Genomic DNA, 13,542 nt, shown 5'->3' with positions numbered 1-13,542 from the left:
TAGGAGTCACAGTCCATGCCTGAAGGCATGGGCTGTGGTATTTTGATTAGTTTATTGGAAAACGGAAGTAAATTAACATTATTTAGCGAGTAAACAAATAAAAACAAAGGAATTTTTCTGTTTACATATAGAAATGCTTTTCATTTGGGTTTATGATGAAAATATTAAACTATAAAAAAGGCAAAGCTTTTTGAAAGTGGATAAGTAATTCAAGTTAAGGGTGGACAATTATGAAAAGAGTATTCAGAAGAGTCGAAAATCACTTTCGAAGTGACAAAATTAGATACAAATACTTTTTAATAATGCTCTGCTTATCCATATTCCCCCTTTTATTACTAGGGTTTATTTCCTTCAATATCGCTAAAAATACACTTGTTCAAAATCAGGTAGAAACCACCGGAAATAATCTTCGAACCTCTAGTGAAGTGGCTGACCTTTTATTTCGAAATATCATTAATATGGAACGAGTGATTTCATGGAGCAATAGTGTCCGCGAAGAATTAGTGGACAGTGCTGCTTTTTCAGAAGTAGGAAAGAATGTAATAGATGAGAATACGACTAAACGAATGCAAGATTTAATTTCTAGTTATTTTATAGATACTGAAGATATCGATTCTGTTTGTTTATTTGATGTTCATTTTCGCCCTGTTTGTTTTGGAAATCATAATAGCATTGGCAGCTATGACACGAACAATAGGTACGGGGAGATTCTTCATTCGGATTGGTTTGAAAAGAGTGTTGAGGCGCAAGGGAGGCCTATTTTCTTTAGTTATAATGTATTGGTAAAGAAAGAGGATAATACTACTTTTTCTTCCGTTAAACTATTACGTGACCCACAAAATGTGTTTAACCCCAAGCAAATTGGCTTATTAGTGGTCAATATTAAAAAATCAATGTTTTCTAGAGTTTTAAATGATGAGGGTAACAGTGTGATGGCTGTTATCGATTCCTCTAAGAATGGAGTAACTACTGTTTTTAATAATACTACTACATTGAATAAGGAATTTTCTCTAGGGAAGAGTAGCTTATCCATGTTTCGAATCCTAGAACAAAATGGTTATCTAATTAGTAGTTACACGAATAATACAACCGGATGGACATTTGCGAATATAACAAAAGAAAAGGAACTGCTAAAGCAATCTAATAAAATTGGAATCATAACCATTACTATTTCTACGATTATCGCTTTAATCGCTTTATTAATTTCTTATATTCTATCAGGCACAGTGGCACGGCCATGGGTGCAATTAAAGAAAATGACGGTTGATTGGGCTAAAGGGCTTTGGGGATCAGGCGAAAATAATGAAAGTGACACGATTGGTGTCATTGGGGAAACATTCCAAAGAATAACAGTTGAAAATAAGGTATTAAATGAGCGGCTTGTTCATTCACAGTTAAAAGAGCGGGAAGCAGAGCTTCGTGCATTGCAGGCTCAAATTAAACCCCATTTTTTATACAACACACTAGACTCTATTTATTGGATGGCTATTCTGCAAAACAATAAAGATATCGCAGAAATTACTATAGCCCTATCACAAAGTTTTAAATTAAGTTTAAATAATGGAGAAGATCTGATTCCGATATCAAAGGAGTTGGAGCATATTCACCATTATATGACGATTCAAAATTTCCGTTATCCGAATCGTTTTCAATACATTGAGGATGTGGACTCTGCTCTACTAGATAAACGCATTCTCAAGCTGTTGCTACAGCCGTTTATCGAAAATGCTATTTATCACGGACTAGAGCCAAAGGTTGGGGAAGGTACAATTAAGTTAACTGGCAGCATCTCTGGGGGTTGGATCACATTTATCATCAGGGATAATGGAGTGGGAATCGAGGATCTAGAGAAAACAAAAAGCGGCTATGGTCTAAAGAATGTACATGAGAGAATCAAATTGTTCTACGGGCAAGACAGTACACTCTGCATCACAAGTAAAATAAATGAAGGAACCTGTATCGAGATTAGTTTTCGTGATGTTGCAAAGGAGGAGTAATGGTTTGCTAAAAGCAGTCATATTTGATGATGAATACATTGTTCTTCAAGGGTTGCAAAAGATGATTGATTGGTCAATGTACGGAATTGAACTGGTAGGTACTGCTAATAACGGGTATGCTGCCATCGACTTAGTTGAAACCCATTCTCCTGATATTATTTTTACGGATATCCGCATGCCTGGAATGGACGGCTTAGAGGTTGTTGAAAAGATTCTCGAGGCTGCTCCTGAGATTATATGTGTGGTATTCAGCGGATTCAATGAATTTGAATATGTAAAGAAGGCTTTAAAACTAGGGGTATCAGACTATCTAGAAAAGCCGATCACCATCCCAATCATGGAGGATACCATTCGGAAAATTCTAGATAAGTTACATCATCAGAAAACAGTTCTTTCCCTAGAGGAAAAATGGGAGGATAGTCGGAGCGATCTGATTGAAAAATCAACCTTGGATTTACTTCTTCAGGGGGATGAGGCGTTACCTAAGTGGCGGAAAAGTTTTGAGGAAGAAGCGAAGAATATCGTGGCGGTTACCGTATTGGCTCTCTCAGAAAAAAGTCCTGACTTATTAAGTTACTCTTCTTACTTTCCTGTATATATTCGAAATGGTGCAGACCACTTGCTGGTCATTTATCATTTTGAAGATGATTCGATAGAATGGATGAATCAGTTATTATATTGGCCGAGCGAATACGGCATAACATTAGGATCTGGACGGACTTATCATCAACTTACCGATGCTTCCAAAAGCTACAAAGAAGCATTACAGGCCTTACGATATGGACAGTTTATGGAACAAGGAGAATGGACACGTTTTGAGGAAATTGGAGAAAACCCTAATATACCCGGTGATCTATCAGAACTAGAAGAAGCAATTATTTTCTATTTACGAACGGGTGATAAAGCAGGGCTTTTCCAACAACTTGATGAGTTTATTAGCAAAATTCAATTACAACGCTTAAACCCAGATGTGATCGAACGTGAAATATTAAAACTAATTTATCTAGGATTGGAAGTAGCCAAAGAATCAGGGGAAGATGTTTCAAAAATAAGTCAAGGAAATTACCTGCCGCACGTAGACATAAGATTGCTGAATACGAAAGAAAAAATGTTCAGTTGGCTTAAAGTCCAAATGGAAATGATTATGGACTGGTTCCTTCGGATAAGAAAAGATAAAAAGCATGATGCAGTAGAAAAAGCTTGTACGTATTTAGACATAAACTTTGCAAAGGATTTGACTTTACAAGATGTTGCGGCGTATGTTGGGATGAATCCTACCTATTTTAGCCTTCTTTTTAAAGAAGAAATGAAGTTAACATATATTAAATACTTGACTAAGTTGCGTATGGAGCGGGCTAAGGAACTTCTACGTGAGGGGAACAAAGTAGCGGATGTAAGTGAAAAAGTGGGTTATCATACCTATCGACACTTCTCTGAGTTATTTAAGAAACATGCAGGGGTAAATCCTGGTCAATATCGAGATTCTTTTTAATACTCATAAAATATAACCAAAACAGATGAGAGAAAGAGCGGAAATGAGTATGTTAACCAATAAAAAAATATTGTTATTCATATCAAGTGTACTATTATTATCTGCTATTTTAGCAGGCTGCAGCAGAAACAATAGAAGTATATCAACGCATTCAAAAGAGGTTACCTTAGCTCTTCTAATAGATAATCAGGCGGATCAGACCGGGATTAGGGCCGTTGCTGCGAATATTGAAAAAAAATATCATATAAAAACGGAAATTGAAACACGTCCGAGCGGAGTGGAAGGTCATCAGGTAATGAAAACTAGATTGGCAACGGGAGATATGGCCGATTTGGTTATTTATAATTCTGGTTCTCTTTTACAATCTCTTAATCCGGGGGAATACTTTGTCAATTTATCAAATGAACCGTTTATGGAAAAAATATTAGGTCCTTTTAAAAAATCAGTTACTGTTAACGGAAAAGTCATTGGGCTCCCAATCGGTAGCGCTATTGCTGGTGGCTGGCTGTATAATAAAAGGGTTTATAAACAGCTGGGTCTTTCTGTTCCGAGGACTTGGGATGAATTAATCGCAAATAGTGAGAAAATTAAGGCCGCTGGTAAAACAGCAGTCATTGGTACGTATAGGGATGACTGGACTTCACAGCTAATAGTTCTGGCTGATAATCATAATGTTGTTTCTGAGGCTCCAACATTTCCGGCAGATTTTTCAGCTAATAAAGCTAAATTTACTACTACACCTGCGGCATTACGAAGCTTTGAAAAATTAGCGGAGGTTTACAAAAAGGGGTTTTTAAATAAGGACTTTAAGTCAGCTGACAATAAAGACGGTTTGAAAATGCTCATAGATGGCACTGGTGTCCAATACCCTATGTTATCAGCAATGCTTTCGACGATGAAAAAAAATTATCCAGATCAATATAAAGATATTGGATTCTTTGCTCAGCCTGGAGACGATCCTGATAAAAATGGACTGACTGTTTTTATGCCTGCTGCAATTTATATAAATAAGAATACTCAGCATATAGAAGCGGCCAAAAAGTGGTTAGCCTATTTTGTTTCTTCCGAAGGTGTGAAAACGTTCCTTGATGAGAAGAGTCTTGTCGGTCCGCTTGCCATCAAAGGTATAAATATCCCAAATAATACTATACCCGCAGTTAAGGATATGCTTCCTTATTTTAATGAGGAAAAAACAACGCCCGCCCTTGAATATCTCAGTCCTTTAAAAGGTCCAAATTTACCGCAAATTACCATAAAGGTAGGCAGTGGACAAATTTCAGCAAAGGCTGGTGCAGAGCTATACGATAAAGATGTAGAAAAGCAAGCAAAGCAACTGGGTCTTAAAGGCTGGTAAACTCCAGAGAAAAATAGTCCTTCTTTCATTCAATGAGAGAAAGGCTATTTTTTTATCTCAAAAACTATACAGTATTCAAAAATATATTCTAATTATTATAATTTTCCAAAAAAAACGGACGTATTTCCAAAAAATGCATCACTTAAATATTTATATGAAAGCGCTTAAAATTAAGTTAATTACTAAGGTTCGACAGAAAATCTTAGTGGTTATGATTAGAGATTTTAAGAGGGGGAGAAAAGATGATCCAAAATAAAAGAAAAAGGATGGTTTCGTTATTGCTTAGCAGTGCGCTAATGGCTGGTATTTTAGCGGGATGCAGCAATAAAGAAGAAGCTACTTCGGGTGGTGCAAAGAATAATAGTAAAGAAACAGAAAAAGTAACCTTTTTAATTGACAATCAAACACAATTAGATGGAATTAATGCGATTATCGGTGAATTTGAAAAGAAGAATAATATAAAAGTAGAAATTGAGACTCGTCCTGGTGGCTCAGAGGGTGATAATATCATTAAAACTCGATTAGCTACTGGTGATATGACAGATTTAGTTTGGAATAACTCAGGATCACAGTTACAGGCACTTAACCCAGAAGAAAACTTTGTTGACCTTAGTAAAGAACCTTTCATGGCAAATATCATGGACGATTACCAAAAAGCAGTTTCCTCAAATGGAAAAGTGTTTGGAATCCCGGGCACCCCAACCAATGCAGGAGGCTGGTTATATAATAAAAAGGTGTACGCAGAACTTGGTCTTTCTGTTCCTAAAACATGGGATGAATTGATGGCTAATAACGAAAAAATTAAAAAGGCTGGCAAAACGGCAGTGATTGGGACGTATAAAGATACTTGGACATCGCAAGTAATTTATCTAGCAGATAACTACAATGTCTTGGCAGAAAATCCGAATTTTGCAGAAGACTTTACGGCAAATAAAGCAAAAAATGCAACAACACCTGCTGCACTTCGTAGTTTCGAGAAATTAGCAGAAGTGCATAAAAAAGGTTACTTAAATAAGGATTTCCTTGCCACTGGCTATGATGCAGGTTTAAAAATGTTAGCTGACGGTACTGGTGCGCACTACCCGATGATTACTTTCGCGTTGGCTAATCTTGCGACAACCTACCCAGACAAAATGCAGGATATTGGATTCTTCCCACAACCAAGCGATAGTGCTGATAAGAACGGTTTAACGGTGTGGATGCCTGCTGGAATTTTTATCAATAAAAATAGTGAGCATATCGATGCGGCAAAGAAATTCTTAGAGTTCTATGTTTCTCAGGAAGGTATAGATTTATATACATCCAAAATCAAACCGACTGGACCAGTTGCGATAAAGGGTATCAAGCTTTCTGACGATGTTTACCCGGCAGTTAAGGACATGCTTCCATATTTTGAATCTGGAAAAACTGCTCCAGCTCTTGAATTCCTTAGCCCGGTTAAAGGGCCTAATCTTGAGCAAATTACCACACAAGTGGGTAGTGGAATCAGCTCAGCTTTAGATGGTGCAAAGCTATATGACAAAGATGTGGAAAAACAAGCAAAACAACTAGGCCTTAAAGGTTGGTAATATTTATTTAATCTATGCATTTATTGGCCCTGACTAATTTCTAGCAGGGCCAGTATTTTATATAGGATTGAAGGGATGAGCAATAGATGAATAAGTTATCAAATAAAACATATACGTATTACTTCCTATTGCCAGCGGGCATTGTTTATTTTGTTTTTTTCTTGTTGCCAACCATCATGTCTCTATTTTTCAGTATGACATGGTGGACGTTAACCGATTGGAAATTTATTGGTTTTGAAAATTTTAAAACATTCTTATCAGAACCTTCTTTAAATATCGGTTTTAAAAATACTCTTATTTACGCGTTAATAACATGTGGTTTAAAAGTAGTTCTTGGCCTTTTACTCGGTGTTTTCCTAAGTTCAAAACTAAAAACAGTCGGTTTTATTCGTTCAATGATCTTCTTCCCCACTTTGTTAAGTACAATTGCCGTTGGTATTGCATTTACCATGTTGATGCATCCATCCCAAGGACTTATCAATATTGTCCTTAACGGTATGGGAATTGTTGGTCCGGACTGGCTAGGAGATACGAAGATTGCTCTATTATCTGTTGCAGTGGTGGATGTTTGGAAAGGCGTCGGAATGGCAACTGTCATTTTTATTGCTGGGATTATGTCGATTCCAGAAGACTACTATGAGGCAGTGATGATTGATGGAGGAAATGCATGGCATAAATTTAAGAGTATCATTTTACCCCTTAGCCGGCCAGCGATGAATACTGTTATCATTCTATCTTTTATTGGCGGATTACGTTCGTTTGATTTAATCTGGACAATGACAAAAGGAGGACCAGGTTTTAGTACCGACCTGATCGCCTCGATTATATATAAGCAATACCAGTCAGGTTTTTTTGGCCTTTCAACAGCTGGAAATGTCATTTTATTTGTATTAGTTTCTGCTTTAGCCTTCCCTCTATATGCTTATCTCAATAGTAAAGAGGTGGACTTGTAATGAGTAAAGTTGTTGTCAGTAATTTAGAAACAAAATCTATAGTTCTAAAGAAAAGCAAGGAGAAGACACGTAAAAAGCTAGGGAAGCTTCTCGTTGAATGCATTGCAGTTATCGCGACATTGGGGATTTTTGGAATACCCTTTTATTTTGTTATTATAAATGCCTTTAAAGATATCCAGGAATCATCATTGTTGAATATGGATTGGCCAAGTGCTTCCCATATCATCGAGAATTTACAAGAGGTCCTAAGTGCCAGAGATGGAATGATTCTTCGTGCCTTTTATAACAGTGTGATGATCACGGGATTATCAATTATTCTCCTAATCTTACTTGGTGCAGCTGCCGGTTATGTATTACAACGTAAAGTATCAAAAATAACTCCCTTTATAAACTTTTTAATCCTAGCGGGGCTGATCATCCCTCCAGCAGTTGTCCCAACCATTTGGGTGCTCCAAGAAATTGGTCTATTTAAAACAATGCCAGGGATTGTCCTTGTTGAGGTGGCACTGAACTTACCGTTTACGATTATATTGTTTCGTGGGTTTATGGTTACGATTCCTAAATCTCTCGATGAGGCTGCATTAATTGATGGGTGTGGGAGGTTTCGATTATTCTTTCATATTATTTTGCCATTGCTAAAACCAGTTTCAGCTACAGTTGTTGTTCTAACAGCAGTGAGTGTCTACAATGATTTTGTTAATCCCTTATACTTCTTTCCAGGTTCGGAAAACGCGACATTACAGTTAACACTCTATAACTTTATGAGTATGTACATTACGAAATGGAATTTACTTTTTACAAATATTTTAGTCATCTCTATTCCACCTCTTATCCTATTTATTATCTTTAACAAGAAAATTGTTGCCGGAATGACAGCGGGGTCGGTTAAGTAGGGGGAAAATAAAAAGGGCCCGGGGAATTCAGTCTGAGTGAACTGGGTCTTACGCATGGGAGGTAGAACGATGGAATGGAAAGCAAACTGGATTTGGGATAGGAGCGGGGAGCATCCGAGGAATCAATGGACTTGTTTTAGAAGAACCTTTTCTGTTAATTCGGAATATGAATCAGCTAGATTATCAATCTCAGCCGATACGAAATATTTTGTTTACCTGAATGGGGAACAAATTGGATCAGGTCCTGTCCGGGGCTGGACCTCGGAATGGTATTATGATCAATATGAATTATATGGCCTAAAAAAAGGGGTAAATGTCATTGCTGTTTTGGTTAATCATTATGGAATGGGAACGATGCATTATATTGAAGGGCGCGGCGGGTTATTAGCGCAAATTGATTTCTATAATAATGGCCAGGTGATGAGTCGGCTACTATCCAATGAGAAGTGGAAGACTGCCACCCATAATGGCTTTGTTAAAGAATCAGTCAAAATGTCCAATTGTTTATCTTGGGCAGAAATTTATAATGCCAATCGATTTGCTTGTGATTGGGAACAGCTTTCTTTTGACGATTCAGAATGGGATAATGCAGAAATCATTGGTCCGTATGGGATAAGCCCATGGATGGACCTTAATCCTAGGGATATTCCCCATTTAACCAATGAACCCATCTTTCCGCATAGTGTAAAATCGTTAAAAGCGGTGAGACCTGTAGCACAACATTATTCGATTGATTTAAAACCGACCTATTTCCCCGGTGAAATGGATTGTAATTCTGGAAAACTTATGCAGGGTTATTTAGTTACGGAACTCCATTCAAAAGAAGATACTGAAGGGGTAATCACGCTGACTTTTGATGCCCATGCAGAGGCTAAATGGGAATTCACCCTTAATGGAGAAGGGTATAAAACGAAGAATGGAAAATATGAAAAAGTAAGACTTAGAAAAGGTGCTAATTTATTAATCGTTGATGTGGGCGGATTTTTTCACGAACCAACGATGCATCTTACTTTTGATTTCCCTGATAAAATCGATTTGAAAGCACCATTTGGCCAAAGTCAATCTGGATTTTTAGCGATCGGTCCTTTTTTTTCTGACACTCAACTTCAAATAGGAAACTATTTCCAAAATTCAATTCCCTTCGTTAAGGAATATTTAGAAATGAAGCAAGTATCAAACCTAAGCGAATTGGAAGCGTTTAAAAAGTGGGCGTTACCTATTCAAAACGATCATGTTTGTACTGACAATGTAAGCCTTCTTTCTATTTTTAAAGATGACCTGAAAACATATCCAATCGATTTTCAGCATCAGAATATGGTATTAGCTAATCAGAGTTTTACGTATGTCTCACCTAAGGAAGAAGGGGATACAGAATATCTTATTGACTTTGGCAAGGAATACTTGGGTCATATCGAATTCGAGGTGGAAGCTGCAAAAGGAACCATTTTTGATTTCTTTTTATTTGAAAGTATCCACCAAGATGGTAGGATCGAGCATACTTTTTCCTTGAACAATTCATTAAGATATGTCTCAAGAGACGGTCGCCAAGTGTATCGGTCATTTATTCCACGAGGATTCCGATATATGCTACTGACGATAAGAAACTTAAAAACACCATGTAAAATATTTATGGTTAAAGTAGATGTAACGACATTCCCGACTGGAAACATAGGATCATTTTGCAGTTCAGATTACCTATTAAACCAAATTTGGGATATCTCAAAACATACCATTCGAATGTGTGCGCAAGATACAATCATCGACTGTCCAGCCTATGAACAGGCACTTTGGACTGGCGATTCCTATAACATTTCCCTAATGAATTACTATACATTTGGAAACTATGATTTAGTCAAACGCTGTTTAAAGTTAATTTCTAAATCTGTTTACCGGTCCCCGCTTCCAGAATCACATGTTCCAAGTGGCTGGCAGAATGTACTGACCGCATGGTCGATTTTGTGGATGAAGGCATGCCGTGAATACTACCGATACACGGGCGACTTGGAATTTATCAAAGAGATTTATCCCGAATTAAAGCTAACGGTTCAACGTTTCCAAGAATTTATTAATAAAGATGGTTTAGTAGAAATCTCTGCTTGGAATATGTTAGATTGGGCACCGATGGATACAGAGCATAAAATCGTAACCCATCAAAATGCTCTCTTGGTTGATGCATTGAGACAAACTGCTTACATAGCATCCATCCTAGGGGAAAATGAAGATGAAATGAAGTTTTTATCTTTGGCAGATAAATTGAAACAAGCGATTAACGAACATCTATGGGATGAAGAAGAAAAAGTTTTTATTGATAGCATTCATGAGGATGGAAAGGGCTCTAAAATTAGTAGTATTCAAACAAATCTAATGGTCTATTTAACAGATTGCGCTGATGGAGAGCGTAAAGCTGTTATAGAAAAATACTTAATAACTCCCCCTGAGAGTATCGTCCAAATGAAGAGTCCTTTTGTTCTCTTTTTCTACTATCAAGCTTTAATGGGATTAGATGAAAATGAAATGGTGCTCTGTAATATCAGGGATATTTATGGTTATATGCTGGAAAATGACGCAACTACATGCTGGGAAGGCTGGGAATTAATTGAAGGGGACTATAGCCGCAGTCATTGTCATGCGTGGTCCGCAGCCCCAACTTATGTATTTGGAAATCTGTTTTTAGGTGTAAAACCATTAGAGCCTGGATTTACCAAAGTAGCTATTTCTCCAAACTTAAACGGATTGAAGTGGATAAAAGGATCCGTACCCATTCCACAAGGTAAGATTGATATTTATTGTAAAAATGCAGGGGAGTATATTGATTTGCAAATTACCCTGCCTGAGGATGTAGAAGCACTTGTTACAGTAACTAAAAATACTAGAGTTAGGATAAATGGTGAAACTAAACAGACCTTTTAGGTCTGTTTTTTCGGATAATCAAAAGTAAACAAAATAACTTTTGTGACAAAAATGGTAATTAAACAAAAATATACAAAGAATATATCTTTGTTTATGTTGATTTATGTTGGTTGTGGAGTTATGATGTAAATGTGAAGAAGATAAGTAAAGAAAATAATATAAAAACAATTTATTAATAAGGGAGAGAAATATACATGAGTTTAGCAATGAGGAATTTAATATATACGGCACCATTTTTACATGAAATGATTGAAGCAACTTCGAACCTATATCGATTAGGCTGGGATGAACGGAATGGCGGAAATATTAGTTACTTGTTAAATGAATATGAAGTTTTACCTTACTTGGACGTTGATAATGTTGTAAGAACAGTAACCATGAATTTTGATGCTTCTGAGCTGGCAGGAAGATATTTTGCAGTAACAGGTTCAGGGAAGTTCTTTAAAAATGTAAAAGAGGATCCTGCTTCTAACCTGGGAGTCATTCGCATTGCTGCAGATGGCAAAAGCTACGAAATTCTGTGGGGTCTAGAAGATGGCGGTGTAGCAACTAGTGAGTTGCCAACACATTTAATGAATCATATGAAGCGATTAGCAGTAGACAAAAATCATCGTGTGATCATGCACTGTCACGCCACACATCTCTTAGCGATGACATTTACACATAGTTTGAAGGAAGAAGAATTTACGAAAACACTTTGGGAAATGTGTACCGAATGTATTGTTGTTTTTCCTGATGGTGTCGGTGTTATCCCTTGGATTATACCTGGAACCAATGAAATTGGCGAAGCAACTGCAGAGAAAATGGAACATATCCGCCTAGTAGTTTGGCCGCATCATGGTATTTTCGGAGCTGGCGCAACAATGGATGAAACATTTGGTTTGATTGAAACAGCTGAAAAAGCGGCCCAGGTTTATACGATTGTTTGTGCCCAAGGTGGAAAGAAACAAACAATATCAGATCAACAGCTTCAAGATTTGGCTGATGCATTCAAGGTAGTTCCAAGAGCTGGCATCCTAAAATTATAAGTTATGGTTTTTCAAAATGAAGGGACATTTTTGTCCCTTCGTTTAAAAATAAAATTGTGAAATAATGAACAAACTAAAGGAGGAAGAATTGTGAGTGTTTATTATGTTCCAAGTACAAATCTGTTTGGTAGAGGCTGTTTAAAGGAGTTAGCTCCACTAGTAAAAGACCTTGGCTTTAAAAAGGCTATGGTAGTTACTGATAAATTTTTAAGTCAAAACGGAGTTGCTGGAAAAGTTTTAGCTGAATTAGATTCTATTAGTCTTGAATACATTGTTTATGATGAAGTAAAGCCAAATCCAACCATTGAAAACGTATATACCGGTGTCGATGTTTTTAAAACAAATGAATGTGATTGTCTTGTATCAGTTGGCGGTGGTTCACCACAGGATACAGCAAAAGCAGTAGGTCTTTATGTAACTAATGGCGGAGATATCCGTGATTATGAAGGTGTTGGAAAAACAAAAAATAAATCGATTCCAATTATTGCAGTAAATACAACAGCAGGGACATCCAGTGAATTTACGATTAACTATGTTATCACCGATAAAGAACGTGAAGTAAAGATGGTTATGGTTGATAAAAATAGTTTAGTAACAATCGCTGTCAATGATCCTGAATTGATGGTGGATAAGCCAGCAGCATTAACAGCCGCAACTGGAATGGATGCTTTAACACATGCGATTGAAGCAATTGTCACCCCAGGTGCATACGCTGTAACCGATGCAACTGCACTTGCAGCAGTTGAAATCATCTTTAATTATTTACCGCGTGCGGTTAAAAACGGACATGATATTGAAGCTCGTGAACAAATGACCTATGTTATGTTCTTAGGAGGAATTGCCTTTAACAATGCAGGCCTTGGATTTGTTCATGCCATGGCTCACCAGCTTGGAGGCGTGTATGATTTACCACATGGTGTATGTAATGCAATGCTTCTGCCGATTGTGGAAAGAGAAAATGCCAAACGTGAACCTAGAAAATTCCGTGCAATCGCTAAGTCGGCTGGCATTGACGTAGCAGGAAAAACAGATGAACAATGTGCTGAAGAGGTAATTGAAGCCATTAAGGCACTTTCAAAAGAAGTAGGAATCCCTAGTAAACTAGCGGAGTTAGGTGTAAATGAAGTGGATCTAGAAAAACTGGCAGTAAACTCATTAAACGATGCTTGTGCACCAGGCAATCCATTCCAGCCAACGAAAGAAGAAGTTATTGCAATGTTTATGGAGATTTTATAAATAAATAAAATAACAATATATTCAAGGTGTGTTCCTGAAAAAGGAGCACATTTTTTTGTATAGGCGGTTGAAGAGTAATATCATTTAACTTATAGTTAAGAAACATCGAAC

Annotated in this window: 9 protein-coding genes; all 9 read left to right on the top strand. The window is 37.1% G+C overall.

The features are described from left to right. Nucleotides 1-230: 230 nt before the first annotated feature. The 9 genes from RCG22_RS06650 to RCG22_RS06610 all read left to right on the top strand — a co-directional run bounded on the left by RCG22_RS06650 (nucleotide 231) and on the right by RCG22_RS06610 (nucleotide 13,431). Nucleotides 231-1,997, top strand: a complete 1,767-nt coding sequence (locus tag RCG22_RS06650) for a sensor histidine kinase (protein ID WP_308106262.1) — start codon at nucleotides 231-233, stop codon at nucleotides 1,995-1,997. Between the two features lie 4 nt (nucleotides 1,998-2,001). Further along, nucleotides 2,002-3,489, top strand: a complete 1,488-nt coding sequence (locus RCG22_RS06645) for a response regulator (RefSeq protein ID WP_308106261.1) — start codon at nucleotides 2,002-2,004, stop codon at nucleotides 3,487-3,489. Between the two features lie 25 nt (nucleotides 3,490-3,514). After that, nucleotides 3,515-4,843: an ABC transporter substrate-binding protein gene (locus RCG22_RS06640; protein WP_308106260.1), complete on the top strand. Its 1,329-nt coding sequence runs from the start codon at nucleotides 3,515-3,517 to the stop codon at nucleotides 4,841-4,843. A 242-nt stretch (nucleotides 4,844-5,085) separates the two neighbouring features. Next, entirely contained in the window at nucleotides 5,086-6,411 is a 1,326-nt protein-coding gene (locus tag RCG22_RS06635; protein WP_308106259.1) for an ABC transporter substrate-binding protein, read from the top strand. Nucleotides 6,412-6,497: 86 nt separating this feature from the next. Next, nucleotides 6,498-7,364 carry a carbohydrate ABC transporter permease gene (locus tag RCG22_RS06630; protein ID WP_308106258.1) on the top strand — a complete coding sequence of 289 codons (867 nt, stop codon included), beginning with the start codon at nucleotides 6,498-6,500 and terminating at the stop codon, nucleotides 7,362-7,364. Next, nucleotides 7,364-8,257 (top strand): carbohydrate ABC transporter permease, encoded by an 894-nt coding sequence (locus tag RCG22_RS06625; RefSeq protein WP_308106257.1) that lies wholly within the window; start codon nucleotides 7,364-7,366, stop codon nucleotides 8,255-8,257. The genes RCG22_RS06630 and RCG22_RS06625 overlap by 1 nt, the downstream gene beginning before the upstream one ends. A gap of 69 nt (nucleotides 8,258-8,326) precedes the next feature. Next, nucleotides 8,327-11,167, top strand: a complete 2,841-nt coding sequence (locus RCG22_RS06620; protein WP_308106256.1) for a family 78 glycoside hydrolase catalytic domain — start codon at nucleotides 8,327-8,329, stop codon at nucleotides 11,165-11,167. 206 nt (nucleotides 11,168-11,373) lie between these two features. After that, on the top strand, nucleotides 11,374-12,195 hold the full coding sequence (gene rhaD / locus RCG22_RS06615) for a rhamnulose-1-phosphate aldolase (protein ID WP_374049467.1): 822 nt from the start codon (nucleotides 11,374-11,376) through the stop codon (nucleotides 12,193-12,195). A gap of 90 nt (nucleotides 12,196-12,285) precedes the next feature. Beyond that, nucleotides 12,286-13,431: an iron-containing alcohol dehydrogenase gene (locus tag RCG22_RS06610; protein WP_308106254.1), complete on the top strand. Its 1,146-nt coding sequence runs from the start codon at nucleotides 12,286-12,288 to the stop codon at nucleotides 13,429-13,431. Nucleotides 13,432-13,542 lie beyond the last annotated feature (111 nt).

The organism is Neobacillus nitrireducens (genome assembly GCF_030915405.1).
Classification (GTDB): Bacteria; Bacillota; Bacilli; order Bacillales; family Cytobacillaceae; genus Neobacillus.
This window is presented reverse-complemented; position numbering and strand designations above follow the sequence as displayed.

Bases quoted from the DNA above. Each gene is read 5' to 3' on its own strand.
- RCG22_RS06650 (WP_308106262.1), top strand. From the start codon at position 231: ATGAAAAGAGTATTCAGAAGAGTCGAAAATCACTTTCGAAGTGACAAA.
- RCG22_RS06640 (WP_308106260.1), top strand. From the start codon at position 3,515: ATGAGAGAAAGAGCGGAAATGAGTATGTTAACCAATAAAAAAATATTG.
- RCG22_RS06635 (WP_308106259.1), top strand. From the start codon at position 5,086: ATGATCCAAAATAAAAGAAAAAGGATGGTTTCGTTATTGCTTAGCAGT.
- RCG22_RS06630 (WP_308106258.1), top strand. From the start codon at position 6,498: ATGAATAAGTTATCAAATAAAACATATACGTATTACTTCCTATTGCCA.
- RCG22_RS06625 (WP_308106257.1), top strand. From the start codon at position 7,364: ATGAGTAAAGTTGTTGTCAGTAATTTAGAAACAAAATCTATAGTTCTA.
- RCG22_RS06620 (WP_308106256.1), top strand. From the start codon at position 8,327: ATGGAATGGAAAGCAAACTGGATTTGGGATAGGAGCGGGGAGCATCCG.
- rhaD (WP_374049467.1), top strand. From the start codon at position 11,374: ATGAGGAATTTAATATATACGGCACCATTTTTACATGAAATGATTGAA.